At 68.8% G+C, this 24,712-nt stretch carries 32 protein-coding genes; 15 read left to right on the top strand and 17 right to left on the bottom strand.

The annotated features are described in order from the left end of the window. Window positions 1-93 precede the first annotated feature (93 nt). From KF889_17435 to KF889_17415, 5 genes are all read left to right on the top strand, one after another. Complete coding sequence (locus KF889_17435) at window positions 94-624, top strand: dihydrofolate reductase family protein (protein MBX3501226.1); 531 nt, start codon at window positions 94-96, stop codon at window positions 622-624. A 172-nt stretch (window positions 625-796) separates the two neighbouring features. Then, a complete protein-coding gene (locus KF889_17430; GenBank protein MBX3501225.1) occupies window positions 797-1,243 on the top strand; it encodes an SRPBCC family protein in 447 nt (148 codons plus the stop codon). Window positions 1,244-1,263: 20 nt separating this feature from the next. Continuing rightward, window positions 1,264-1,710 (top strand): SRPBCC domain-containing protein, encoded by a 447-nt coding sequence (locus KF889_17425; GenBank protein ID MBX3501224.1) that lies wholly within the window; start codon window positions 1,264-1,266, stop codon window positions 1,708-1,710. 155 nt (window positions 1,711-1,865) lie between these two features. Continuing rightward, window positions 1,866-2,351, top strand: a complete 486-nt coding sequence (locus tag KF889_17420; protein ID MBX3501223.1) for a DUF1772 domain-containing protein — start codon at window positions 1,866-1,868, stop codon at window positions 2,349-2,351. A gap of 13 nt (window positions 2,352-2,364) precedes the next feature. Next, window positions 2,365-3,066 (top strand): TetR family transcriptional regulator, encoded by a 702-nt coding sequence (locus tag KF889_17415; GenBank protein ID MBX3501222.1) that lies wholly within the window; start codon window positions 2,365-2,367, stop codon window positions 3,064-3,066. Between the two features lie 44 nt (window positions 3,067-3,110). Here KF889_17415 and KF889_17410 read toward each other — a convergent pair whose 3' ends face one another. The 5 genes from KF889_17410 to KF889_17390 form a co-directional block, all read right to left on the bottom strand. Beyond that, the gene (locus KF889_17410) at window positions 3,111-3,503 is read right to left on the bottom strand and encodes a hypothetical protein (protein ID MBX3501221.1); all 393 of its coding nucleotides are present in this window, start codon (window positions 3,501-3,503) and stop codon (window positions 3,111-3,113) included. 107 nt (window positions 3,504-3,610) lie between these two features. Continuing rightward, window positions 3,611-4,081, bottom strand: coding sequence for a GFA family protein (locus tag KF889_17405; protein ID MBX3501220.1), 471 nt, complete (start codon window positions 4,079-4,081; stop codon window positions 3,611-3,613). A gap of 10 nt (window positions 4,082-4,091) precedes the next feature. Further along, window positions 4,092-4,484 (bottom strand): MAPEG family protein, encoded by a 393-nt coding sequence (locus tag KF889_17400; protein MBX3501219.1) that lies wholly within the window; start codon window positions 4,482-4,484, stop codon window positions 4,092-4,094. Window positions 4,485-4,545: 61 nt separating this feature from the next. Further along, window positions 4,546-4,950 carry a DoxX family protein gene (locus KF889_17395; GenBank protein MBX3501218.1) on the bottom strand — a complete coding sequence of 135 codons (405 nt, stop codon included), beginning with the start codon at window positions 4,948-4,950 and terminating at the stop codon, window positions 4,546-4,548. 42 nt (window positions 4,951-4,992) lie between these two features. Beyond that, window positions 4,993-5,922, bottom strand: coding sequence for a LysR family transcriptional regulator (locus tag KF889_17390; protein MBX3501217.1), 930 nt, complete (start codon window positions 5,920-5,922; stop codon window positions 4,993-4,995). Between the two features lie 94 nt (window positions 5,923-6,016). Here KF889_17390 and KF889_17385 point away from each other — a divergent pair, with 94 nt between their 5' ends. From KF889_17385 to KF889_17375, 3 genes are all read left to right on the top strand, one after another. Continuing rightward, window positions 6,017-6,916, top strand: coding sequence for a pirin family protein (locus KF889_17385; protein ID MBX3501216.1), 900 nt, complete (start codon window positions 6,017-6,019; stop codon window positions 6,914-6,916). 160 nt (window positions 6,917-7,076) lie between these two features. Continuing rightward, window positions 7,077-7,403: a TfoX/Sxy family protein gene (locus tag KF889_17380; protein MBX3501215.1), complete on the top strand. Its 327-nt coding sequence runs from the start codon at window positions 7,077-7,079 to the stop codon at window positions 7,401-7,403. Beyond that, window positions 7,400-8,098 carry a DUF2461 domain-containing protein gene (locus KF889_17375; GenBank protein ID MBX3501214.1) on the top strand — a complete coding sequence of 233 codons (699 nt, stop codon included), beginning with the start codon at window positions 7,400-7,402 and terminating at the stop codon, window positions 8,096-8,098. The genes KF889_17380 and KF889_17375 overlap by 4 nt, the downstream gene beginning before the upstream one ends. Here the strand turns inward: KF889_17375 and KF889_17370 are convergent. The 3 genes from KF889_17370 to KF889_17360 form a co-directional block, all read right to left on the bottom strand. Next, window positions 8,060-8,797, bottom strand: coding sequence for a YafY family transcriptional regulator (locus KF889_17370; protein ID MBX3501213.1), 738 nt, complete (start codon window positions 8,795-8,797; stop codon window positions 8,060-8,062). The genes KF889_17375 and KF889_17370 overlap by 39 nt on opposite strands. A 69-nt stretch (window positions 8,798-8,866) precedes the next feature. Further along, window positions 8,867-9,493, bottom strand: a complete 627-nt coding sequence (locus tag KF889_17365; protein MBX3501212.1) for a glutathione S-transferase family protein — start codon at window positions 9,491-9,493, stop codon at window positions 8,867-8,869. 130 nt (window positions 9,494-9,623) lie between these two features. Continuing rightward, the gene (locus KF889_17360) at window positions 9,624-9,815 is read right to left on the bottom strand and encodes a hypothetical protein (protein MBX3501211.1); all 192 of its coding nucleotides are present in this window, start codon (window positions 9,813-9,815) and stop codon (window positions 9,624-9,626) included. A 245-nt stretch (window positions 9,816-10,060) separates the two neighbouring features. Between KF889_17360 and KF889_17355 the strand changes: the two genes are divergently transcribed. Further along, window positions 10,061-10,882, top strand: a complete 822-nt coding sequence (locus KF889_17355) for an alpha/beta hydrolase (GenBank protein ID MBX3501210.1) — start codon at window positions 10,061-10,063, stop codon at window positions 10,880-10,882. Here KF889_17355 and KF889_17350 read toward each other — a convergent pair. Then, the gene (locus KF889_17350; protein MBX3501209.1) at window positions 10,864-14,220 is read right to left on the bottom strand and encodes an AAA family ATPase; all 3,357 of its coding nucleotides are present in this window, start codon (window positions 14,218-14,220) and stop codon (window positions 10,864-10,866) included. The genes KF889_17355 and KF889_17350 overlap by 19 nt on opposite strands. A 114-nt stretch (window positions 14,221-14,334) precedes the next feature. On the opposite strand from KF889_17350, the gene KF889_17345 reads away from it, so the two are divergent. Continuing rightward, window positions 14,335-14,847, top strand: a complete 513-nt coding sequence (locus tag KF889_17345) for a DUF1697 domain-containing protein (GenBank protein MBX3501208.1) — start codon at window positions 14,335-14,337, stop codon at window positions 14,845-14,847. Between the two features lie 124 nt (window positions 14,848-14,971). On the opposite strand, the gene KF889_17340 is transcribed toward KF889_17345, so the two are convergent. Both KF889_17340 and KF889_17335 read right to left on the bottom strand, forming a co-directional pair. Beyond that, a complete protein-coding gene (locus KF889_17340; GenBank protein MBX3501207.1) occupies window positions 14,972-15,283 on the bottom strand; it encodes a hypothetical protein in 312 nt (103 codons plus the stop codon). A 112-nt stretch (window positions 15,284-15,395) separates the two neighbouring features. Then, complete coding sequence (locus KF889_17335; GenBank protein ID MBX3501206.1) at window positions 15,396-15,989, bottom strand: LysE family translocator; 594 nt, start codon at window positions 15,987-15,989, stop codon at window positions 15,396-15,398. A 26-nt stretch (window positions 15,990-16,015) separates the two neighbouring features. Between KF889_17335 and KF889_17330 the strand changes: the two genes are divergently transcribed. Both KF889_17330 and KF889_17325 read left to right on the top strand, forming a co-directional pair. Further along, window positions 16,016-16,876 (top strand): AraC family transcriptional regulator, encoded by an 861-nt coding sequence (locus tag KF889_17330; GenBank protein MBX3501205.1) that lies wholly within the window; start codon window positions 16,016-16,018, stop codon window positions 16,874-16,876. Window positions 16,877-16,989: 113 nt separating this feature from the next. Next, window positions 16,990-17,301, top strand: coding sequence for a hypothetical protein (locus KF889_17325; GenBank protein ID MBX3501204.1), 312 nt, complete (start codon window positions 16,990-16,992; stop codon window positions 17,299-17,301). A 114-nt stretch (window positions 17,302-17,415) separates the two neighbouring features. Here KF889_17325 and KF889_17320 read toward each other — a convergent pair whose 3' ends face one another. Next, the gene (locus KF889_17320; GenBank protein MBX3501203.1) at window positions 17,416-17,709 is read right to left on the bottom strand and encodes a hypothetical protein; all 294 of its coding nucleotides are present in this window, start codon (window positions 17,707-17,709) and stop codon (window positions 17,416-17,418) included. 94 nt (window positions 17,710-17,803) lie between these two features. Here KF889_17320 and KF889_17315 point away from each other — a divergent pair, with 94 nt between their 5' ends. Next, a complete protein-coding gene (locus tag KF889_17315) occupies window positions 17,804-18,679 on the top strand; it encodes an NAD(P)-dependent oxidoreductase (GenBank protein ID MBX3501202.1) in 876 nt (291 codons plus the stop codon). Between the two features lie 31 nt (window positions 18,680-18,710). Here KF889_17315 and KF889_17310 read toward each other — a convergent pair whose 3' ends face one another. The 5 genes from KF889_17310 to KF889_17290 form a co-directional block, all read right to left on the bottom strand. Further along, on the bottom strand, window positions 18,711-19,544 hold the full coding sequence (locus tag KF889_17310; GenBank protein ID MBX3501201.1) for an energy transducer TonB: 834 nt from the start codon (window positions 19,542-19,544) through the stop codon (window positions 18,711-18,713). Then, window positions 19,541-19,966, bottom strand: a complete 426-nt coding sequence (gene exbD / locus KF889_17305; GenBank protein MBX3501200.1) for a TonB system transport protein ExbD — start codon at window positions 19,964-19,966, stop codon at window positions 19,541-19,543. Before exbD ends, KF889_17310 begins: the two co-directional genes overlap by 4 nt. A 3-nt stretch (window positions 19,967-19,969) precedes the next feature. After that, window positions 19,970-20,815, bottom strand: coding sequence for a tonB-system energizer ExbB (gene exbB / locus KF889_17300; GenBank protein MBX3501199.1), 846 nt, complete (start codon window positions 20,813-20,815; stop codon window positions 19,970-19,972). 107 nt (window positions 20,816-20,922) lie between these two features. Continuing rightward, complete coding sequence (locus KF889_17295) at window positions 20,923-22,089, bottom strand: alpha-D-ribose 1-methylphosphonate 5-triphosphate diphosphatase (GenBank protein ID MBX3501198.1); 1,167 nt, start codon at window positions 22,087-22,089, stop codon at window positions 20,923-20,925. A gap of 65 nt (window positions 22,090-22,154) precedes the next feature. Continuing rightward, window positions 22,155-22,508 (bottom strand): hypothetical protein, encoded by a 354-nt coding sequence (locus KF889_17290; GenBank protein ID MBX3501197.1) that lies wholly within the window; start codon window positions 22,506-22,508, stop codon window positions 22,155-22,157. Window positions 22,509-22,795: 287 nt separating this feature from the next. Between KF889_17290 and KF889_17285 the strand changes: the two genes are divergently transcribed. After that, window positions 22,796-22,996, top strand: a complete 201-nt coding sequence (locus tag KF889_17285) for a hypothetical protein (protein ID MBX3501196.1) — start codon at window positions 22,796-22,798, stop codon at window positions 22,994-22,996. Between the two features lie 54 nt (window positions 22,997-23,050). Then, entirely contained in the window at window positions 23,051-24,586 is a 1,536-nt protein-coding gene (locus tag KF889_17280; protein MBX3501195.1) for a M81 family metallopeptidase, read from the top strand. Window positions 24,587-24,712: the final 126 nt, after the last annotated feature.

Below are 24,712 nucleotides of genomic sequence, written 5' to 3'. Positions count from 1 at the left end.
GGGCCGGCAAGTGAAATCTCCCGAACCGATTGCAATATGAGAGCGGCCGATCTACCTGCGACCGATTGCGCAACGCAACCAGGGGAAGAGGGCATGGCCAGGCTCGTGTTCGGCATGAACCAGTCGCTGGACGGCTACGTCGATCACACGGCGTTCGGGCCGAGCCCGGCGCTCTTCCGCCACTTCATCGAGGAGGCGCAGCGGCAGGCGGGCAGCGTCTACGGCCGCCAGATGTACGAGATCATGCGCTACTGGGACGAGGATCATCCCGAATGGGATGCGGACGAGCGGGCCTTCGCCGCGGCGTGGCGCAAGCAGCCGAAATGGGTCGTCTCGCGTTCGCTGAACTCGGTCGGCCCCAATGCCAGGCTGGTCGGGGACGATCTCGAGGGTGCGATCCGCGGGCTGAAGGCCGCGCATGACGGGGAGATCGAAGTGGCCGGCCCGGGCCTGGCGCGAAGCCTCGGCGAGCTGGGCCTGATCGACGAGTATCGAATCTACCTGCACCCCGTCGTGCTGGGTCACGGCAAACCGTATTTCGTCGGACCGCGGCCGCCGCTGCGACTGATGACTCACGATCGGATCGGCGAGGATGTGATCAGGTTGACCTACATCCCTGTCTGATCTCGCGACGTGGCGGATGAACCGCGCTCGCCGATCTTGCAACGATGCTTGCATTCACGACTGACGTCGCGGCCCCGGAACTGTCCGGATGAAACGACGTTTGCCTGGGATCTTCCAGGGAAGCGTCATGCACAATCGGCAGCTCACGCGCGATGCGATCGCCAGGACCGGAATGCTCATCCGCAAGCCGGTCGAGCATGTCTTCGAAGCGATCGTGAATCCGGAGATCACGACGAAGTTCTGGTTCAGCAAGGGCAGTGATCGACTCGGGGCCGGCAGGCCGGTCAGGTGGGAATGGGAGAGCCACGACGTCTCCATCGAGGTGACGCCGAAGGTCGTGGAGGCCAACACGCGCGTGGTGATCGAATGGCCTGGCTACAGCGGCCCGACGACCGTGGAATGGACCTTCCAACCCATTCCCGGCGGCGCGACCTTCGTGCGTGTGCAGGAAGCCGGATGGACGGGAGACGCCGACGCGCTCCTGCGCTACGTCGCCGATTCCACGCAAGGCTTCACGCTGATGCTCGCGGGCCTGAAGGCTTGGCTGGAGCACGGCATCCAGTTGAACCTGACGCTGGATCGCTATCCGAAGGGAATCGAAGATCAGCAGCTTGAGTGAGGCCGAGCGCGGAGGAAGTGATGGATGGCAAGCTCGTTGCGCCGAGGTTGAGCGATCGACCGCATGACACGCGGGTCGAGCGCGTCATGCGCGCCTCACCGCAGGCGCTCTACGAGAGCTTCACGACGGGATGGCAGGGCTGGTTCGCCCTCGAAGGCGCGCTCATCGCCGATCCTGTGGTGAACGGCCAGTTGTTCTTCGTGGTCGAGCATGAGGGCAAGCGCCATCCGCACTATGGGCGCTTTCTTGCGCTGGAGCCTGCCCGCAAGGTCGAGCTGACCTGGCTCACGGGCAGGGACGGCACGCTGGGCGCGGAAACCGTGCTCTCGGTCGTCCTCGAGCCCCGAGCGGGAGGATGCGCGCTGACGCTTTCACACCGTGGCTTCTACGATCAGGAGCAGGCGGACCATCACGGCAGGTCCTGGGAGCGGATTCTTGCCGGTCTCGACCAGCGCCTGACGGGCTGACGAAGACCGGCATCGCGAAACCCATGCGCCACTGAACAAGAACGCGCTTGGCGGACTCGTGCCACGTCGCCCGGCTTCGCGATCATTGTTGAAATCCTACATCGTATGTCTACATCGTACATATGACCAACCCGTCGCGAAGTGGTTCACGCACCATGGTCACAATCCTGTCCGTCACAGCGCTGCTCCTGGTCGCTGTGACGATGGGGCTCTCGCTGGCCCACGCGCTGGAGTTTCCCGGCAAGCTGCGGCTCGACGAGTCCACCTACCGGGCTGTTCAGGCGATCTACTATCCCGGCTTCACCATCGGCGGCCTCATTGGCGAGTTCGGCGGGATGCTGGCGCTCGTCGCGCTGCTCATCCTGGTGCCCACGGCCGGCGAGCGATTCTGGTGGATTGTGGCCGCGCTCGGATTGCTGGTCGTCGGCCATGCCACGTACTGGATTGTCACCCACCCGGTCAACGCGGCCTGGCTGAAGGACACGGAACTCGCCGGCATGAGCAGGATGTTCTTTGGACTGTTCTCGGCGCCGGACGCCGACTGGAAGCACATGCGAAGCGTCTGGGAGTATTCCCACGTGGCGCGCGCGGGCCTGCACATGCTCGGCTTTCTGTTCATGACGATGGCCCTGATACGCTGAGGAGCAGGCGCGAGTGGCAGCTCTCTACAAACCCGGGAAGAGCGGCGCCGGGGCTTCGCGGCGCAAGTCCCGCGATCTGACGCGCGACAGGGTCGTGGGCGTCGCGTTGGCGCTGATCGACAGGAGTGGCGCCGATGCCATCACCATGCGCGGCGTGGCCCAGGCCGTCGGCGTCACGCCGATGGCGCTCTACAACCATTTCAGCAGCAAGCGCGACCTTCTTTCCGCCATCGCGGAGAAGGTCATCGGCGCCGCCCGGTTCGACGGGCATCACGCGCAATGGCGCGATCAGATCGGGTACTGCTTCGACGTGCTGCGCGGGTTGTGCCTGCGGCATCCCGGGCTGCCGCGGCTTCTCGAGTTCGAGGGGGCGGCGCCGGCCAGCGTCTTCGCACCGATGGAGGTCACCTTGCGCGCCCTGCGCCAGGCCGGCCTCGACGACGTGGACAGCGTGCGGACCTACTTCCTGCTGACCGGCTTCACGCTCGCGCAGGCGGCCTATCAGACCAGGCCGATCCCGGACCTCCAACCTTCCGAGAGGATCCGCACCGAGCGCATCGCGGGCCGCGGCTACACGGCCACCGAGCGCCTTGAGCTGCCCGCGACATGGGATTTCGACGCGAGCTTCGCCTTCGGCATGTCGCTGATCCTCAACGGCGTCGAGGCAACCGTTGCCGCTCGCCGCGGCAAGGCCGCTGCAAGGCGAGGCCGCTGAACACATCGAGCCAAGGCGGTGCCAATCCGTTGTGGCGCAATTCGTCACCGGCCGTGTTCGACTATCAGGTCAAGCTGATAGGAGAACAGTTGCGACATATGTTGGCGGGCGGCCGGCGGTACCTGCTGGATCTTCGGCTTGACCCTGGTCCATATCACCCCGACTTTGGCCGTGGCAGCGTCGCCGCTGGCGGCGGCGAGCACACAGCGGATCACGTCTGCGTCCGTATGTGGATCGAGGGCAGACTTGTGGCCGGCCACACGGTGCCGGGAATCCGCATAATTCGGATAGGGCACCGGTACCGGGCCAGCCGGCGGTCGCGTCGGCGTACTCTGCCTCGAGCTTGCGGCGGCCGCGAGCCGCCAGAAACTCGCGGCCTGAGCGCCGGCCAGACCCAATGCCACTTCAATGTCGCGCTTCAGAGCTGCGGCGTGCATCTGGCTTGTCCCGAGTGAACGGACAACGAAGGGTTATCACAGGCGTCGCCCGGTGGAAACCCGCAGGGCCCGGCGTGCTGACTCCCGGTGCGCCGCGAGTTGGCCGCTCAGCCTCCGGCGGCGGCCTTGCGTCGCGCCAGGCTTTCGGGCGGCCACAGGCTGTTCATGTCGTAGAACACCTCGAAGGCCGGCGCGCCGCCTTCGAGGTTGACCCAGGGCTGCTTCGACCGCGTGAAGATGTGCGCGTGCGGCGCGACCGACGAGGCATCGTCCAGCGTGCCGACGCGTACGAAGCTCAGATATCCGCGCCGGCCGTAGTCGCTCCACACCGCCGTATGGCAGGCGGGGCAGCGATAGATGTCGTGCGGCCGGCCGCTCTCGGACGGACCGTCGGTGCGCTGCGGCGTCCCGGCGAGGATCTCGATGCGGTCGGTCTCGATCAGCGCGTTGACCACGAAGGCGCTGCCGGTCAGGCGCTGGCACTGCGTGCAGTGGCAGCAATTCACGAACATCGGCGGCGCGGTCAGGCGATAGCGCATCGCCCCGCAGCTGCAGCCGCCCGTCAGGCCTTCCGTCATCGCCGTCTCCTCAGCCACGCGTCATGTGTATCACGATGCCGGCGATGGCGCCGATGAACAGCACCAGGCAGGCGAGCGCCTGGATGAGGAAGCCCGGCACGCGCCCTTCCACCGCCTTGCTGTAGCCGGCGTAGTACCATAGCCGCCCGACGATCCAGGCGAGCCCGACCGTCGCGGCCGCGAGGTCGCTGAGGTAGACCGCGCTGAGCCACAGCGGCACCAGGAACAGCGGCAGCCACTCCAGCGTGTTGAGATGCGCGCGCACGACGCGTTCGAAGTCGGCGTTGCCGGTCATCGCCGGATGCTTGACGCCGAACTTGCCGCGCGCGACGGCGACCCGCGTCGCCAGGAAGAAGTACAACGCCATGGCGAGCAGCGTGACGATGGCGGTCCAGTACGGCATGAGGCCTCCCTTTGCGGCAGAGCCATTCTAGCCGCTGGCGCGCGGGAGGGCTCAAGTCCGATCAGGCGGTCTGTGCGGCCGCTCCGGGCGAGCGCCGCGCCAGACGACGGGCGTCGAGACTGAAGCGTCCGGCGCCCGCCGCCACGACCTGGAGCAGGCCGCCGGCGATGGCGAGGTTCTTGATGAAATGGATCGCGTGGTTCTGGTCGGAGAAATCGCGGTGGAACAGCAGCGCGGCCGCGACGGTGAAGAGCGCAAGCGCCGCCGCGACCGGACGGGTCTGGAAGCCGACGATGAGCAGCAGGCCGCCGCCGATCTCGAGGGCGAGCGTGGCGGCATACACGACATCGGCAAACGGCAAGCCCGCCGACGCGATGTAGGCGGTGGTCGCATCATAGGCGCCGAGCTTGGACAGGCCGCTGACGAGGAACAGGGCGGCGAGCAGGACGCGGCCGGCAACGAGCATGAAAGACCTCGACAGTTGCTGGGTTGAGCAGGCTGTCGGGAACTACGATCTCTTTGGTCGGTCCACTAGGCTCGCCGTCCCGGACGCGGTGTGGCCGAAGCCGGAACGCTCGCCGTAGTGCTCGAGCATGATGTCGATCAGCACGCGCACCTTGCGCGGCGGAAAGTCGCCGGCTGGGCGCACGACGTAGATCCCTGCCTCCGGCGTCGAGTATTCGGTCAGCAGCGGTGCAAGCGCCCCCGATGCGAGATGCGTCGCGATCAGGAATTCGGGCAGGGCGGCGACGCCGAGACCCGCCAGTGCCGCCGACAGCAGGGCCTCGCCGTTGTCCGCCTTGAAGCGGCCGCGTGGATGCACGGTGGTCGCCTTGCCGCGGATGGTGAGCCGCCAGGATTCCGTGCCCTGCAGCAGGCATTCGTGATTCATCAGCTCGTCGGGCGTACGCGGCGCGCCGTGCGCGGCGATATAGGCCGGGCTTGCGACCAGTCGGCCGGATATCGCGCGGATGCGCTTCGCCACCAGGCTCGAGTCGGGCAGATAGCCGATACGGATCGCCGCGTCGAAGCCCTCCGCGACGAGATCGGCGAACCGGTCGCCATAGGCCGCATGGACCTGCAGCCGTGGATGGCGACGGGCGAGCTCGGCCAGCACCGGCGCGACCAGCGCCGGCCCGCCGGACAGCGGTGCCGCGACGCGCAGAAGCCCGCGCAGCGCGCCCTGCGGTGCCATGGCCTGCTGCGCCGCCTCGAGCTCGCTCATGATGCGCTGGGCATGATCGCGAAACGTCGCGCCAGCTTCCGTCAGCGCCGCACCCCGCGTGGTGCGCGACAGCAACTGACTGCCCAGTGCCTCCTCAAGCCGCGCCAGCTGTCGGCTCACGACCGATTTCGACACGCCCAGCCGCCGCGCCGCCGTCGAGATGCCGCCGCCATGGGCGATCTCGAGGAAGGTCCTGAGGTCTTCGATCTCCATCGGCGTTCCATTCTCGGCAACGGTGCATCGCCATTTCGCAGTCTACGGGTGCGCCAGGTGGAACGCCATCATGGCCGGCATGAAGGAGATCGCCATGACCATCGCTACCGCCCTTGCCCCTGCCATGCCGCCGCGCACCGCGCCGCGCCCCATCGTCCACCGCACGCGCGGCCGCGGCCACGGGCCGATCGTGCGGCTGATGAGCCCGTCGGATCTCGGCGAGATCCTCAAGCCCTTCGTGTTTCTCGATCTCTTCGAAGCCGACATGGGCGGGATGCGCATGGGGCTGCATCCACACTCCGGCATCGCCACCATCACCGTGTTCACCGCCGGGGACGTGCGGTTCGAGGATCCCGAGGCGGGCGAGGGAAGCATCGCCTATGGCGGCGTCGAATGGATGCGCGCCGGCGGCGGCGTGTGGCACGGCAAGGAACTCTCGCCCGGCACTTCGTCGCGCGCGCAGGGCTTCCAGCTCTGGGTGGCATTGCCGCCCGAGCTCGAGAACGGACCGTCGGAAAGCCAGTATATCGAAGCCGCCGCGATGAGGCGGGCGGGGCCGGCGCACGTCATCGTCGGCAACTACCAGGGCGTGAGCAGCCCGGTACGCGCGCCCGAGGGCTTCAACTATCTGCTGGTCACGCTGAAGCCCGGCACGACGTGGACCTATCAGCCGCCCGAGGGACACAGCATCGCCTGGCTGGCGGTCGCGCAAGGCGCGCTCGACACCGGCGAGCGCCTGTCGGCCGGCGACATGGCGGTGTTCGAGCGCGGCGAGGCCGCGATACGGCTGAGCGCGACCGGCGAGACGGCGACCATCTTCGTGCTGGGTTCCGCCGTGCCCCATCCGCACGCGCTGCATCTCGGCTACTACTCGGTGCACAGCTCCGCCGAGGCGCTGGCCCTGGGTGAGCAGCGCATCGCCGAACTCGGCAGGAAGCTCGAGGCGGCGGGCGATCGCCGGACCCGGTCAGGCTCGATACCCGTGTTTCGATAGGTCCGGCGCCGATAAGCCGGCGGCAGGATCACGGCCGAGCGTCTGCGTCGCGGACATGGCATGGCCCGGCGGCCGCCGCCGGTGGCATGATGCTGACGCCATGCTGTCAGCAGGCTTGCGCCAGCATCGCGCGAAAAGGGCGAGGGGAGGGTTTGCCTGCATGCCGCATGATCCGCATCTGGCCGAGACGATGCGCAAGGCGCTGTGCAGGCGGCGCGGCGTGACCGAGAAGAAGATGTTCGGCGGCTATTGCTGGCTGCTGAACGGCCACATGATCGCCGGCGTGGAGGTCGGCCGCTACATGTTCCGCGTCGGCAAGGCGCAGGAGGCCGAGGCGCTGGCGCGGCCCGGCGCGGCACCGATCATCTTCAGCGGGCGGCGCATGGGCGGCCTGGTCTGGGTCGACGCCGATGCCTGCGGCGGCGGACGCCTGGCCGAATGGATCGAGCTGGCGGCGACATTCGCTCGCGGCCTGCCGCCGAAATGAGCGCCGGCAAGAACAAGGTGGAGGAGGCCTTCGCGGGCTTCCCGCGCGATGCCCAGGTTTTCCTCGGCGCGCTGCGCGACAACAACACGCGCGAGTGGTTCACCGCCAGCCGCGCGCGCTACGAAACGGCGATCAAGGCGCCGGGCGAGGCCTTCGTCGCGGCGCTCGGGCCGCTTCTGACGGCGCGGCTCGGCGCGCCGCTGACCGGCAAGATCTTCCGCGTCCACCGCGACGTGCGCTTCTCCCGGGACAAGTCGCCCTACAACGCGCACCTGCACGTGGCGTTCCTGGCCGGTACGGCCGGTGGGTCGGGCTTCTATATGGGGCTCGAGCCCGAGCGGCTGGTGCTGGGCGCCGGCGTGTTCGAGCTCTCGGGCGCAGCCCTCGACAGCCTGCGCCGCGCGATCGCCGCGGCAAGCGGCGCACGTCTCGAAGCCATTCTCGAGCGCCTCGCGGCGGCCGGGCTGCGGCTCGAGGGCGCGGCGCTCAAGCGGGTCCCAGCGCCCTACGAGGCGAGCCACAAGCGCGCCGGCCTGCTGCGCCGCAAGGGTCTCACGATGTGGCGCGACATCACCGAGCCGAGGCTGATCTGCAGCCCCGCCATCGTCGCCGAATGCCTGGCCACCTTCGAGTCGCTCGTGCCGCTGCACCGCTGGCTACAGGCGGCGCTCGGCCTCGGGCGCAGCGCGCGCTGACGGCACGTCCTCGAGCGGCACGCCGCGCTCCTCGCGCTGCCACGCCGTCCTGAGCGCCTCGGGCGACATCGGGTGGCGCTCGTCGAGGAACGCCACGTCCTCGATGCGATCGGTGCGGAAGTGGCGGAAGGCGTTGCGCAATTCGCACCAGGCGACGAGCAGGCGCACGGTCTGGAAATAGGCGACGGAGATCGGCCAGACGGTGCGCTCGGACGTGCGGCCGCCGCGGTCGCTGTACCGCAGGCGCAGCTTGGCGCGATCGCGGATGGCCGAGCGGATGCGACCCAGGTCGAGCAGGTCGGGCTCCGGCGGCACGATGCTGGGCGCGCTGACCACGGCCTGCAGGATCATTGGCCGCAGGCGTTCGGGCACCACATCGCGGATCTTGGCGATCAGATCGCGCGCGCCGCGCGCCAGCGCCGGATCGCCGCGGTCGGCCACCCATTGCGCGCCCAGCACCGCCGCCTCGATCTCGTCGGGCGTGAGCATCAGCGGCGGCATGTCGTAGCCGGCCTCCAGCACGTAGCCGATGCCGGCCTCGCCGCGGATCGGCACGCGCTGGCCGATCAGGTCGGCGATGTCGCGGTAGATCGTCCGGGGCGTGGTCTCCATCTCCCGCGCGAGGTCGCCGGCGGTGACCGGCTGGCTCGCCCCGCGCAGGATCTGGATGATCTGAAAGAGCCGGTCGGCGCGTCGCAAGGTCCTGTTCCTCCGGAACAGGACGCTAGCATGAAGCCGCGGCCCGGCGCGTCCGCGCCGCGCAGGGACTCAGGCCGCCTGCGCGGCGGCCAATGGCCGGCACGCCGCCTGCACGCCGTCGATGGCATCGACGCGCGCGAGCCACGCCCTGATGGCAGGCTGGTCAGGCACCGCCTTCGCCATGGCGAGCTGGGTGAGGTTGGAGCCCACCGACAGGTCGGCGATGGTCGGCGCGTCGCCGACCAGGAAGGCGTTGGCCTCCAACGCCGCCGACAGGATCGGCGCGAGTTCGGCGATGCGCGCCTCGCCGCGGGCGATCGCCTGCTGGTCGCCCTTCGGCCCCATGAACACCTTGTTGAAGACGATGTCGACGACGCCCGGCGCCAGGCGGCTCTGGTTCCAGTCGAGCCATTGCTCGACGAGGGCGCGGCGCGCCGGGTCCTTCGGGTACCAGTCGCCGAGGCCGTGCCTGTCACAGAGGTAGCGCAGCACCGCGTTGGATTCGAAGAGCTTCAGCGCGCCGTCGAGGAAGGTCGGCACCTGGTGGTTGGGGTTGATCGCCAGGTAGGTCGGCGACATGTGCTCGCCCTTCTCCAGGGCGACGTGGCGCGCTTCGTAGGGAATGCCGGCCTGCTCCAGAAGCGCCACGATGCGCCGGGCATGCTGGGAGTAGGGGTTGTGATAGAGGACGTACATTGCGGGCTCCTGTCCATGCGTCGCCCGCCGTATAGCAACAGCCTGCTGACAGCATGGCTTCAGGATCGTCGAGGGTGCACCGCAGCAGGCGCGTAGTACCGCGCCGTCCGTCACCAGAAAATCGTGTGATTCAAGCCCTTTGGCGCTGTGCGTTAAAGCAGCGCTGATTGAGATTGGCGCGCATCGCGTCGTCGGCCGTGAGGCGACGGGCTTCCGCCGGCGAGTGGCCGCGGGCCAGCAATTCCATCTCGATGTCCCAGAAATCCTCGCAGCGGCCCGAGTCCGCCAGCGTCAACGCGATCTCCCGCAACTTGCCGTCCATCGCATACCCCTCGGACATGCCATTGCCCAGTCGATACCGGTGGCATGGAACTACAGGGGCGAGTGAACAGCTGTTAAATGGGAGGGTCGGGGGCGCGAAAGTAGCGTTAAATCAAATGTCTGCAGACCGTCTTTGGATATCCGTGGGCGAATTTCCCTTCACGTCGGCGGGAATTGTGTCGCCGGTAACAGCCAGGCCCGGGCTGTCCCCCTAGCGTGCGGGCCATCCTCAGGACGGAGCCCGCCATGAACAGTCGCAAGGTCACGATCGCCCCGGAAGTCACGCTGGATTGGCTCGAGGGGGGCGATCCGTCCGGCCAGCCGGTGCTGCTGCTGCATGGCTATACCGACTCGCTTCACTCCTACCGGCCGCTGCTCGCCATGCCGCCGGCCGGCTTGCGCCTGATCGCGCTCTCCCATCGCGGCCATGGCGATTCCGACAAGCCGGCCTCGCGCTACGACGCGGCCGAGCTGGCCGACGACGTCGCGCGCTTCATGGATGCGCTGGGCATCGCCCGGGCGGTGCTGTTCGGGCATTCGATGAGCAGCCAGGTCGCCCAGCGTTTGGCCGCCCATCATCCCGGGCGCACCCAGGCGCTGATCCTGATGGGCGCCTTCACGACCCTGAAGGGCCACACCGAGATCGAGGCCCTGCGTCAGGGCGTCGAGGCGCTGGACGATCCCGTCGATCCGGCCTTCGTGCGCGACTTCCAGCAAGGCACGCTCGCCCGGCCGGTGCCGTCATGGTTCTTCGAGACCATCGTCGGCGAGAGCCTGAAGGTGCCGGCGCATGTCTGGCGCTCGGCGCTCGCCGCGCAGATGGCGGAGGACAGTGCGGACTATCTCCCGGCGATCGGCGCACCGACCCTGGTGCTGTGGGGCGACCAGGACGGCGTCGCCCTGCGTCCCCAGCAGCAGCTGCTCGCTTCGGGGATCGCCGACGTCAGGCTGAAGGTCTACCGCGGCGTCGGCCACAGCCCGCACTGGGAGGACCCGCACCGGGTCGCGGCCGACATCGAGGCGTTCCTGCGCGAACGCCTTGGCGTGACTCAAACGCGCGCCGCCTGACGTTTGGTGGCGCCGACGAGGTCGAAGTCGCCACCGAGCACGGCGCTCAGCCGGCCCGAGCGCCAATTGGCCACGTCGCGCACGATGGGGGCCGGCCGTTCGCGATAGCGTCGCACGATCGTGGTCGATGCCGGTGAGGCGGCGAGCAGGCGGTGCGCGACCGCGTATGCGTCCGACGCGGAAAAGTCCGCCTGCGATGGACCGCCGACGGCGCCGACGCGTGCCACGACGCGCGTCGTACCGCCCTGACCGTGCTCGTCCTCGAAGACGTGCAAGCCGCACTCCGTCGCCAGCACGTGGAAGGCGCCGAACCCGCTGATGTGCAGGATCGGCAGGCCGGTCCCGCCCGACGGCAGCAGCTCCCGCAGCTTCAGGCGGCGCTTCTCGGCCCACTGTCGATACATGACATTCAGTCGCTGGCACCAGGCCGTCGCCTGCCGGCCGTCGTCGCCGGCATCGAGGATCGGCTCGATGCGCAGCAGCGCGTCGACCGGCGCGTCCGTGCGGAAGTCGGCCAAGCCCTGGGCGACGTTCCACAGCTGCAGCGCCAGCCGCCCGCCGAGCTCGCGGGCGGCGCGCGCTTCGCGTCCCCTGGTCGCCTCGTAGCGCCGCAACAGGCCCTCCGCCGTGCGCGCCGCCTCGGCGATGCGATCGGCCAGCTCCATGCGCGAGAACGTGCAATGCCGGTCGGTGCGCTGCCAGATGTCCGGATCGGCCAGTGCCTGGCGCAGTTCGTCGACCTGCGCGTGCCAGGCCTCGCCGGCGATCTCGGCTTCGATCTGCCGCCAATGGGCGGCGAGCGAGGCGCGCTCTTCCGCGGTACCCAGCGGACGCAGGATGATCGCCGGCAGCGAGCGCTCGGCCTCCTCGCCGTCCTCCGGCGGCGCGGGCTCGGCCGCCCCTGCATCGGGGTCGACGAACTCGACCTCTATAGCCTGGCCGTTGGAGCGCACGAACAGGAACTGGTCGCCCTCGGGGAAGCGGTGCTCGACCAGGGTCGCGGCCAGCGGTGCCAGCAGATGCTGATCGATCGCCCGCTTCAGCGGGCGCGCGCCCATCTCCAGCGAAAAGCCGCGATCGAGCAGGAACTCGATGGCCGAAGCTTCCCACTCCACCGCCCAGGCGCGCTCGCGTAGACCGCGGCGCGCCTCGATGGCGGCGAGTTCCTTGTGCACGATGATGCGCATCAGCTCGCGCGAGAGCTGGCGGAAGACGATCACCTTGTCGATGCGGTTGACGAACTCCGGCCGGAAGGTGCCCTCGATGGTCTTCATCACCTGCTCGGACGTGAAGATGCCGGGATCGGGCAGGAAGCCCAGCCCGCTGCCGCGGTGCAGGGTGGCACCGAGGTTCGAGGTAAGGATGATGATGCAGTGCCGGAAGTCCGCCTCGTTGCCGCTGGCGTCGCTCAGCCTGCCGTCGTCGAACATCTGCAGAAAGAGATCCCAGCAATTCGGATGGGCCTTCTCGAACTCGTCGAGCAGCACCACCGAGAACGGCTGCTTGCGGATACGGTCGATCAGCGAGTCGCCGCCGCGATCGTCGCGGCCGATGATCTTGGCCATCGATTCGACGTTCTGAAACTCGCTCATGTCGAGCCGCACCAGCCGATCGGGCGAGCCGAACAGGAACTCGGCCGTGGTCTTGGCCAGCTCGGTCTTGCCCGTGCCCGTGGGGCCGGCGAACAGGAAAACGCCGATCGGCTTGCCGGGATCGGTCAGGCCGGCCTTCAGCATGGCGATGCGGTCGACGATGGCGCGCACTGCCTCGTCCTGACCCATCACGCGGTGGGCGAAGAACGCGCGGACAGCATCGAGATCGACACGTTGGCCGGCATTGAGAATGACCTCGGGCAGGCCCGAGATCTGTGACAGCGTGGCGACCACGCTGTCGGGACTCAGCGCAGATTCACCGGCGGCGATCGAGCGGTCGGCGGCGCGCTTGAGCAATTCGAGCGCGACGCCGGGCAGCCGGCCGGCGCCGAGATAGTGCAGCGCGAGATCCATCGCGGCGTCCACAGCCGGCGCCGGCACCGAGACTTTGCCGATGGCCGCGATGCGGGCGGCGACCTGATGGGCCAACGTCGCCGTGGCGTCGTCATCCATCGCCTGCAGCGGCACCAGCTCGATCAGTGGGCGCAGCGAGGGCCGGACCTGGAACAGGTGCGTGGCGGCAGTCTGGGCGCTCTCGCCGATGACGATCAGCTCCCCCGCGATGATCGCCGGCAGAATCTGGTCGAGGACGCTGGCGGTCTGATAGCGATGCATGCCTGCGCTCGCCATCTGCGCCATGTCGCCGACGACCCAGACGATGCGCCGCCGCGCGTGCAGCGCTTCGATCATCTTGCGCACCCGACCCTCGAGTTCGCCGATGTACGACTGGTCGGCCATGATCGTCGTGCCGCTGGCGGCGAAGACGGTCCAGCCATCATTGCGCAGCTCGGCCGAGAGCAGGCTGATGAAGGCGGTCTTGCCGACATGCGGATCGCCGCATACGAGCAACGAGCGCGGCCGCCGCTGGCGCAACGCCTGCAGCGCGCTCGCCAGCTGGACGTTCCAGCTCTGCGGCAGCACGAGCAGCTTGTCTTGTTCCGCCGGTTCCCACAGCGTGCCGACGGAGCGCAGGTATTCACGATCGACGCGCGTCTCCTGCCAGTTGCGCAGCGCCGCCAGCAACTCCGTTGCGAAAGGGTGCTGCAGGGCCTGGAGCATCCGCGCGATGGCCTCGGCTTCGAGCGGCTTCTGCCGATCGAGCGAGTCGCCGAAGACCGGTCGGTCGCCGAGCTCGGCGCTCTTGACGAGGTAATCCTGCAGCGCGCTGCGGATGGCGCTGTTGCTCTGCCACCAATCCTGCACGGCGGCGAACACCGCGCCGACAGGCGGCCGCTGAGGCAGGCTCGTGAAGTAGCGCACGGCGAAGTACACCGGGTAGGGGTAGATCTCCGTCAGGCGGCGCAGCGCGGCGTCGCACAGGCTCTGGCGGTCGGGGCGCTCGGCGAGGACGGTGAAGGCGGCGCACGCCAGCGGCCAGTTGTCGCCCAGCGCATACTGGCCGATCAGCTCGGTCGTGGCCTCGGGGCGTCGCATCGCTGCCAGCGCCGCCTTGTAACCCGGCAGATCGGCTACCTGCGACGGATGGCTGGTCGCATCGGCCGGCGCCTGCAGATCCTGGCCGATCCCGGTCAGGGCGGTGGCCAGCGGCTCCGCCGACTCGCCGGCCGTAGTTGTGGCCTCTGCCGCCGCCGTCTGCGCGCGCACCTCGGGCAGACGCAGCACGACGTAACAGACGAGGCCGCCGGCCAGTCCGCCGGCGACGATGCTCAAGACGATGGTCCACATGCTCGCTACGACCGGTGCGTGTGCAAGGGAGACATCATAGCGGCGCGCATTTAAAGCCGCATGGTTCTTGAGGATCGGGGCGCGGCGTAGTGCAAAGCCCGTTATTGTCGCCGCATGACGGTCTACATCGCTCTCCTGCGCGCGGTGAATGTCGGCGGTACCGGCCTGCTGCCGATGGCCGAGTTGCGCGCGATCTGCGAGGCGTCGGGCTTCGCGCAAGTCAGGACCTACATCGCCAGCGGCAATGTGGTCTTCAGCGCGCGGCCATCGGCGGCCAAGGTCAAGGCCCTGCTGGAAGAGCGTCTGCAGGCGCGCGCCGGCAAGCCGGTGCGCGTCGCCGTCCGGACGGCGGATGAGATGGATGCGGTGCTGAAGGCCAATCCGTTTCCCGACGCGCCGGCCAGGCGCGTCGTCGCCATCTTCCTCGACGAGGCGCCGCCTGCGGATGCGCTCAGCCGCGCGCGCGGGCGGGGCAGCGAGGAGATGCGCCTGGGCGTGCGCGAGATCTACGTGCGCTACGGCGAGGACATGGGCCGTTCGAAGCTCGACATCCCCGCGGCGCGCCCGGGCACGGCGCGCAACATGAACACGATCGCCAAACTGGTCGAAATGGCGCAGCTGCCTTGAGCAGGGAACCGGAACGAGGCCGAGTCGTTGTCCCCCTGCCATCGTGGGGGAATCGGCGTTCTTCCTCAATGGTTGCGCCCGCCGCCTTTCACTCCCCCGATTGTGGGTGGCGGGCGCATTCCGCCTAATAGTCGAGGAGGATCTTCGCCTCGCTCGGCGAGAGCGGCTCGCCGCAGGGAGCCACGCGCGCCTTGCGGCCGTTCATGAAGATGCAGCGGGCGTTGGAAGGCGGGGTGCGCAGCCGCAGATCGTTGCCGCTGCCCTTCATGTTCGCCTGCATCGCCTCGAGATCGCGGCTGAGATCGTCGAAGCCGCTGCCTTGGCAATTGACCGGGCGCTTGCGCCACGGCTCGACGTTCACACAATCCTCAAGAGCCAGACCAGCCTGCGAACCGGCGCACAGGCTCAGCGCCAACACACCAACGAAGACTTTCATCTCGCCGCTACTCTCCGGAAGGGATGAGGCTGTCTTTTAGCAGAGAGCCGCAACAGCGGCTCTGCGGCGTTGCACCACATTTGGTTCATTCTGACTGCCTTATTCCGGCATCTCAGAGCGGCAGCGCCGCCGCGACGGAGACCAGCAACAGCACGGCGAATATCACGTTGACGATGCGGTTGCTGCGCGGCCGGCGGAACAGGCCGGTGAGCGCCACGCCGGCCAGCAGCCAGGTGGCGCCCGATGCGGCGACGAGCGGCAGGAGCACCGCGATCTTGGCCGCGACGTCCAGGGCCGGCGCGCCGCGCAGCAGGGTGAAGCCGGAGAACAGCGCCGCCATCGCGGCGTAGCCCTTGGGATTGACCAGCGACAGCACCAGGCCGGTGACGAACGAAGGTCGCGGCCGTTCGGTCGAAGCCGCGCCGAGCGGCGGCGCGGTGGCAATCTGCCAGGCGAGGTGGACGAAATAGACGGCGGCGAGGATCGCCAGCACGGGCGTCGCCCCGGGGATCGCCAGCAGCAGGCCGACCACGCCGCTCGACGTGATCGCCATCACGCCCACCATGCCCAGCACGATGCCCGCGAGATAGGCCAGGCTGCGGCGTGGGCCGAAGGCGGCGGCGCAGGCGGCCAGGCTCAGCACTGCCGGGCCCGGGCTGCCGGCCAGGGCCAGGCCGGCCAGCAGGAAGCCGGGCAATTCCTCCATCTCAGGGGACTCTGATATGGATGCACATGGCCTCGCATATCGGTGTTCCTGCGCCCGGTGGTCTTGAACGTTCGTGCGGCGACTGGATCCGCGTCGCGCCGCCCGAGCCGGGGCTGGAGCGCGTCGAGGCGCGCTTCGCCGGCCATGCCTACGACCCGCACCGTCACGACACCTACGCCATCGGCTGCACGCTGGGTGGCGTGCAATCCTTCCGCTATCGCGGCAGCAGCGAGAGCAGCGTGGCCGGGCAGGTCTTCGTGCTGCATCCCGACGAGACCCATGACGGGCACGCCGGCACCGAGGATGGCTTCCGCTACCGCATTCTCTATGTCGAGCCCGGCGTCATCCGCGACGCGCTGGGCGGGGAATGCCGAACTTTGCCCTTCGTGCGCGACACGGTGTCGAGCAACCGGCGGATCGCGGGGGCCATCGCACCGGCGCTCGAAGGCCTCGACCGGCCGCTCGAGGAGTTGCGGCGCGACCAGGTGATCCTCGACCTGGCGGAAGCCCTGGCCGCCGCCGATTCGTCGCTGCGGCCCCGGCGGCTGTCGGCGCGCGACTGGCGCGCCGTCGGCCGGGCGCGCGAGATGCTCGAGGCCAATCTCACGCGCGGCGTGACCTCAGCCGAGCTGGAGGGGGCGACGGGGCAGTCGCGCTACGCATTGACCCGTCACTTCCGCGCCTGTCTTGGCACCAGCCCGTACCGCTACCTGGTGATGCGCCGTCTCGACCGCGCCCGCAGCCTGATGCGCTCGGGGGCCTCGCTGGCGCTAGCCGCAGCGGCCAGCGGCTTTGCCGATCAAAGCCATATGACGCGTCTTTTCCACCGGGCCTACGGTCTGCCGCCAGGACAATGGATTGCACTTCAAACGCATATTTCTTCGTAAAATCAAAGGACTAAGATCGTACCATCAAAGATTCATCAGAAAATCGATAAATGCCATTTACAGATGCCGATTTAGGGCGGATTATTGAAGATGTACTGTAGGGAGTAAGGCATTTGCCCAAGGCATTTTTCCTCGAGCCGGGCCTGCTCGCACGCTGTGACGGTCTTTGGTACGAGCCCGGCATTCTATTGGTCGTTGAGCCGGGCGATTGCGTGGAAATTTTCACCACGCATGACGGATCGCCGAGCGTGCGCAAGGTTCAGTATGTCTATCGCCAGCTCGATGCCAGGGAGCCGCCACCGGGACTGCGCGGCGACTGGCGCGGTCAGCGGCGCCCGGATCCCAAGCGCGCCCGAACCGGCGCGACATCGCGCAGCGCGCCGCGCACCCGACACAAGTGGGCCATCGCGCTCGCCGCCGCCTGACCTCGGCGCCAATCGCACGCGACTGTCCCGAGCGCAGCAAGGGATCCACGGCCGACGTGGATCCCTCGCTTCGCGCGGGATGACAACGGCGTTCCGGCCCGCCCGGATGTCGCCTCAGCGCGTCGACAGCAGCCGCACGGCGGGGAAGTTGCAGATATAGACGTGCGTCGCCCTGCCGGAGTCGCGCGCGGCGTCGATCTCGATGACGCGATCCTGCTGCGTGCAGGCCTTGCCGCCATTGGCCTGGGCGGTGCAGGGCAGCACGCGCGCCGCCGTCGGCTGCTCGCGGCGCGCCCGGACATCCTTCTCCGCCGCGTCCATGCATCCGCCGGGCACGCCCTGGGCGATCGCGTTGCCGCCGAAGAACGTAGCGACGATGATCGCCGCCGGTAGATGTCTCGTGCGCATGCTGTCCTCGCTGCCCGGCGGCCAGGATGCGGCGGCGCATCGTCGTTGACAATGGGAGGAGGCGATCGTGCTGGGTTTCATCGGGCTGGGCACCATGGGCGAGCCGATGTGCGCCAATCTCGCGCGCAAGAGCGGCCATCAGGTCATCGCCTTCGATCTGTCGACCGATCCGCTGGCGCGCCTGGCCGCGCATGGCGTGGGGCGCGCCGAGTCGCTCGCCGTGCTGATGCGCGCCGCCGACATCGTCTTCCTGTCGCTGCCCGGCGGCCGGGAGCTGGCGCAGGTCTGCCAAGGCGAGGGCGGCCTGCTGGCGCTGGCGCGCAGCGGCCAGACGATCGTCGATCTCGGCACCTCGCCGGTGCCGCTGTCGCGCGATCTCGCGCGACGCTTCGCCGCCCTTGGCGTCGACTATGCCGACTCACCGGTGGCGCGCACGCGCCAGGCGGCGATCGACGGCACGCTCAGCATCATGGTCGGCGGTGGCGATGCCGTGTTCGCGCGCATCGAGAAGCTGCTGCGCGCCATGGCCAGCGAGGTCAGCCATTGCGGCGAAGTCGGCGCCGGGCAGATCGCCAAGATCATGAACAACATGGTGCTGGCGCAGACCGTGGTGGCGCTGGCCGAGGCGCTCGCCATCGCGCGCAACAACGGCATGGATGGCACGCGGCTGTTCGAGACCCTGACCAGGGGCTCGGCCGACAGCTTCGCGCTGCGCAACCACGGCATGAAGGCGATGCTGCCGGGCGTATTCCCGGAGCGCGCCTTCTCGGCCGAGTACATGCTGAAGGATCTCGGCTACGCGCTCGACCTCGCCGCCTCGGGCAAGGTCGAGGCCGCGGGCGCGGCCAACGCCGCCGAGCTGATGAAGCGCGCGATCGCGCGTGGCGACGGCGCGTCCTACTGGCCGGTGATCGCGCGGACGTTCGGCCCTGTCATTCCAAGCGCGGCGAGGGATCCTGGACGATCGTAGATCCCTCGCTTCGCCCGGGATGACAGAAGATTCAACGCAGCCGGAACTGGATCGGCACGACGAACTCGAAGCTTTCGCCCGGCACGTCGGCGGGCGGCGTCGGCAGCGGCTGGGCGCGGCGCACGAGGTCGGACGCCTCGAGGTCGAGCAACTGGTGGCCCGACGGCTTCTCGATTCGCTGGGCGATCACCCCGCCGTGGCGTGTCATGGTGAAGCGCAGATAGACGATGCCTTCGTCGCCGCGATTCTGCGCCGCGCGGGGATAGCGCTTGTGGCGCGCGAGATGCGCCAGCAGCGCGCCCTTCCACGATGCCGCGGCGTGCGGGTTGGCCTGCGGCACCGCGGCCGGCGGCGTGGGCGAGGGCGCACCCGATGCGGTCGCGGCGGCCGGCGCCGGGCTGGGCGGCGCGCGCGCGGGCTGGGCGCGTTTGGTCACGACCTTCTCGGGCGGCTTCGGCGGTGGCTTCTGCACGACCTTCGGCGGCGGCGGCGTGAGGTCGACCGGCGGCGGTGGTTCGGGCGGCGGAATCTCGATTTCGATCTCGATCTTCACCTCGGGCGGCGGCTCCGGCGTCGGCAGCATGTCGAGGACCGGGTTGCGCGCCGGCGGCAGCGGCTCGGGTGCGTCAGGCTCGGGGATCAGCCTGGAGACGTCCTCGATCGAGGCCATCGGCGTGGCCGCCGGCGTCAGGTCGATCATGATCGGCGAGGCGGGCGGCGCACCCTGGTCCTCGGGCTCGGGCCAGGCGAGCAGGCCGGCGGCGATCGCGCCATGCGCCAGCAGCACCGCGACCAGGCAGGCGCCCCAGCGCATGATCGCGCGCCAGAGGCTCTCGCGCAGGTCGAGCGAGGGCGCGCCGGTCATTTTGACTTCGCCTCGCCTTCAAGGCCGACCAGGGCGATCTTCAGATAGCCCGCCTTGCGCAGATCGTTCATCAGGTCGGTGAGCTGGCCGTAGTCGATCTTGCGCGCGGCGCGGATGAAGACGCGCTGCTCGCGATCGCGCTCGGTGGCGGCGTCGAGCGCGCCGGCGAGATCGGCACGCGGCACCGCCTTCTCGCCGACGATTACCGAGAGATCTTCCTTCAGGGTCAGGAACAGCGGCTTGTCGGGTCGCGGCGTGCGGGTGGCCGTCGACACCGGCAGATCGACCGGTACGTCGACGGTGGCGAGCGGGGCGGCGACCATGAAGATGATCAGCAGCACCAGCATCACGTCGATGAAGGGCGTGACGTTGATCTCGTGGGTTTCGGCGAGATCGTCGCCATCGTCGAGCTTCGCCGCCATCGTCTACTCCGCCGCCTCGGCCAATCTCGGGTGATGGCGATCGAGATCGCGGCCGGCCAGGCGCAGCACCTCGGCCGAGCCGTCGCCCAGAAGCGCGCGATAGCCGCCGATGGCGCGCGCGAAGACGTTGTAGATCACGACGGCGGGAATGGCCGCGACCAGGCCGAGGGCGGTGGCGAGCAGCGCCTCGGCGATTCCCGGGGCGACGACGGCGAGGCTGGTGGTCTGCGCCTTCGAGATGCCGACGAAGCTGTTCATGATGCCCCAGACCGTGCCGAACAGGCCGACGAAGGGCGCGGTGGAGCCGATGGTGGCGAGCAGGCCGGTGCCGCGCGCCATGCGCCGGCCGGCGGCGGCTTCGATGCGCTCCAGGCGACCCGCGATGCGCTGCTTGATGCCCGACGCCGGAAGGTCGCCGGACAGGCGGGCCTCGTCGGTGGCGGCCCGCAGCAGGGCGGCGATGGGACTGCGGTCCATGCCCAGCCCGAGCTGCGCCTCGGGCAGCGACGGCGCGGCGCCCAGCCGGCGCAAGGCTGCGGCGACGGCGCGCTTGGCCAGCATCAGCTCGATCGACTTGGCGAGCCACACCGTCCAGGTCACGACGGAGGCGAAGGCCAGCCCGATCATCACCGCCTTCACGACGATGTCGGCGCCGACGAACATGCCCCAGGGCGACAGATCGGTGGGCAGATGGGATACCGGCGGCGTGGGTAGCGGCACGGGCACAGGGTCGGGCGGGATCTGTGTGCGGTCCTGGGCGACGGAGAGAGTCGGCAGCAGCGTTGCCGCGAGGGCGACGCCGACGGCGCAGACCCTGCGGGCGGCGGGGGACAATGCGTACGCGATCATGCCGGACCCTAACGCTATCGCGAGTTATTCGCAATTGCACATGAATGTTATAGTATAGCGTAACGTACGGAATGCCACGAATCCGATTGGAGGCGCTGCGGTGGCAATCAGTCGAGGCTGACTGCCTCGTGGCGTCGGTCGTGGTGCACAGGACGTCCGGCGACGATGGTCGCCACCACGAACGGGCTGTCGCCGTCGCGGGCGTCGACCAGCACGATATCGGCGCGCCGCCCGGGCGCGATCTCGCCGCGATCGTGCAGGCCGGCGGCGCGCGCCGGGTTGGTCGAGACCAGCGGCCAATAGGCGCCTACCTCGCGCCCGTCCTCGCGCGCCAGCCGGAACGGCGCGCAGGGCAGGGCGGCGTAGTAGTAGTCCGAGGTCAGCACGTCGCACAGCCCGGCGCGCACCATGCTGGCGGCCGAGATCAGGTTGAGATGGCTGCCGCCGCGCACGACGTTGGGCGCGCCCATCAGGACATGGCCATCGCGCTCGCGGCCGACACGCGCGGTGTCCTCGGTCAGCGGGAACTCGCACAGCGTGCAGCCCAGCGCCTGGAAACCGCGCGTCATTTCCGGCGATCTGTCGTCATGGCTCGCCAGCTTCACGCCGCGCCGGCGCGCCGCCGCGGCCAAGGTGGCGATGGCACCGGGCACGTCGTCGGCACGCTCGCCGACGGTGCGCAGCAACGCCTTGAAATCGGCGACCGGCACGCCCGCGCGCTCGACGTATTTCAGCACGGCGACGGGATCCTCGCCGCGCTTGAGCATCGCCGGGGTATGGTCGTTGAACGCCAGCAGATGGATGCGCCCGCGCGCCAGCCATTCCAGCACCGTCGGCACGACGTCGAGATTGTAGGTCTCCCAGCGCAGGTGCAGGCGCGTGTCGCAGGCCAGGCGCGGGCGCAGGCGATCGAGCGTATCGGCGATCGCGTGCGCGCGATCGGTGCCGCGCAGGCCGGGCTCCCACGACCAGGTCAGGCCGTGATAGGCGGTGGTGACGCCGTTGGCGACGAGCTGGCGGTCGGTGTCGAGCAGCGCCAGGTCCTCGCGGAAAAAGACGCCGGGCCTGGGCATCATCTGGCGCTCGAAGGCATCGCCGTGCAGGTCGACGATGCCGGGCAGGGCGAGCAGGCCCTCGGCGCGGATCTCGCGGCGCGCGGCGCCGTCACGGCCGATCGCGACGATCGCGCCATCCTCGATGTCGATCGTCGTCGGCGCGCTCAGCGCGCCATCGATCAGCGCCCGCACACCGACAAGCTTCAGGGACACCGCCATCACCATACCTCCAAGCGCCGGGTAAAGGCGCAGGGTGACGGCCTCATGACAAGCGGTGGATTGTCCTATCGAGCCGGCGCCTGCTCGTTGACCGGGACCTGGGTGTAGCCCTTGTTGCGCATGCAGAAGCTGGCCAGACGCGTCTCGTAGAAGGCACGCTCGGTCTGCAGTCGCTGGCGCCACATGAAATAGTCCGGCCGGTGGCGGTAGCCCCAGAAGGGCGCGCCCATCATGCCGAAGCCGGTGTGGAAGGCGTAGCTGCGGAAGGCCTCGTCGGCCGCGGCCTTGCGGCACTCGAGCTGGTCGGCCTGCAGCATCTCGGCGCTCGTGCCGGGTCTGTCCCAGCGCATCGCCGGCCCGCAGCCGCTGGCCAGAAACCCGGCGGTTGCCAGCGCCAGGAACCCTGACATCGCGCGCATGTCTGCCCTCCGTCACGGGAGATCGCGGGCGCTTCATCGTCCGTCACAGTCAGTATCGGCCGCGCGGAGGGCGCTGTGAAGGGCGATTGACTTCTTCATGTTAAGTGCATTGACTATATTACACTATTTCAATATGATATTGATCGTTCTTAAATTTTATTCTCAGAAGATGATTTGGCGTCCCGGGCCATTGTGCTGCCCAACTGCTCCATTCTGGACCTTATGTCAGTGGGGCTGAGGCAACCTCGGGAGTATCTTCAGGACGCCCGCAGATCGTGGAGCCTTTGATGAAGATCGCGCGACCGACATGGCCATGGGAGGCGACGGTTCCGTCGACCGACCAGCCTGCCCCGCGCCGCCGACGCCACGGCATCGAGTACGGCCTGGTCGTCGCCATCCTCTGCTTCGCCAGCCTCTCGACCTTCAACGCCATCAGCGGCAAGCACGGCACCTCTGCTCCCGACCAGGCCAGCGTCCGCTATCAATAACCTGCGACGGGCTGCTAACGTCCCGGCCGGCAATGGACGGTTGGGGACAGTGAAATGGCGCGTATCGCGGTCGGTGGCTTCCAGCACGAGACGAACACGTTCGCGCCACAGAAGGCGACCTGGGAAGAGTTCGAGCGGGCCGATGCCTGGCCGCCCTTCGTGCGCGGGCCGCAACTGATCTCCGCCGTCGACGGCTTCAACATCCCGATCGCCGGTGCCGTCGCAGCGCTCAAGGAGCGCGGGCACGAGATCGTGCCGCTCAGCTGGTGCTCGGCGCCGCCCAGCTCCTACGTCACGAAGGACGCCTACGAGAAGGTCGCCGGCTGGATGGTCGAGGACCTCGCGACGCTCGGGCCGTTCGACGCGGTCTATCTCGACCTGCACGGCGCCATGGTCGCCGAGCACCACGAGGACGGCGAGGGCGAGCTGATGCGCCGCGTTCGCGCGGTGGTGGGCGGCTCGATCCCGCTGGTCGCCAGCCTCGACTACCACACCAACATGACCGCCGAGATGGTGCGCCATTCGACGGCGATGATCGGCTACCGCACCTATCCGCATGTCGACATGGCCGCCACCGGGCGGCGCGCGGCGGAGCTGCTCGATCGCCTGCTCAAGGACGGGCGGCCGCTCTACAAGGCCTATCGTCAGGTCGACTTTCTCATTCCGCTGGTCTGGCAGTGCACCTATCTCGAGCCGGCCCGGGGCCTGTTCGACCTGCTCGACGAGATCGAGACCGGCGGCAAGGGCGCGCCGGGCGGCTCGCACAACCAGGGCATCGTCAGCGTCACGCATACGCCGGGCTTTCCGCCGGCGGATATCGCGCAATGCGGGCCGGCGCTGGTGGTCTATGGCCACGACAAGGCGGCAGCCGAAGCGGCGGCCGACCGGCTTGCCGAAGCCATCCGCGCCAAGGAAGCCGCCTTCGCCGGCAAGCTGTGGTCGCCCGACGAGGCGGCGGTCGAGGCGATCAGGCTGTCGCAGGGTGCGAAGAAGCCGATCGTGCTCGCCGACGTGCAGGACAATCCCGGCGCCGGCGGCACGTCGGACACGGTGGGCCTGCTGCGCGCGCTGATGAAGGCCAGGGCCAGGGGCGCGGTGATCGGCATGCTGGTCGATCCGCCGTCGGCCGCCGCCGCGGTCGAGACCGGCGAGGGCAACGTCCTGCGCCGCGGCATCGGGGCGGTCGTCGGCTATGCCGGCGAGAGCCCGGTCGAGGCCGACTGGCGCGTGGTCAAGCTGGGCAGTGGCGTCTTCACCGGCACCGGCCCGTTCTACGGCGGCGCGAAGTTCCAGATCGGGCCGATGGCGCTGCTGACCCACGAGGAAAGCGGCGTCTCGGTCGTGCTCGCCAGCAAGCGCATCCAGGCGGCCGACCAGGAGATGTTCCGCCATGTTGGCGTCGAGCCGTCGCGCACGCCGATCCTCGGCCTGAAGTCGACGGTGCATTTCCGCGCCGACTTCCAGCCCATCGCCGAGACCATCCTCGTCGTGCAGTCGCCCGGCGCGCACATCACCGATCCGGTCGAGTTCCCGTACAAGCACCTGCGCAAGGGCATGAAGCTGCGGCCGCTGGGACCGGTGCGGGAGTGATTGCCTTCCCCCGGAGGGGGAAGGTGCCCGAAGGGCGGAAGGGGGATGTCGAAGCCGAACTCCTGCGTTCGTCTTCGACATCTCCCTTCCGTCGCTGCGCGCCACCTTCGCCCTCCGGGGGAAGGT

Source organism: Alphaproteobacteria bacterium, assembly GCA_019635875.1.
In the GTDB taxonomy this organism is placed as follows: Bacteria; Pseudomonadota; Alphaproteobacteria; order Reyranellales; family Reyranellaceae; genus JAFAZJ01.
The sequence above is the reverse complement of the archived record's forward strand: the minus strand, read 5'-3'. Positions and strand labels throughout refer to the sequence as shown.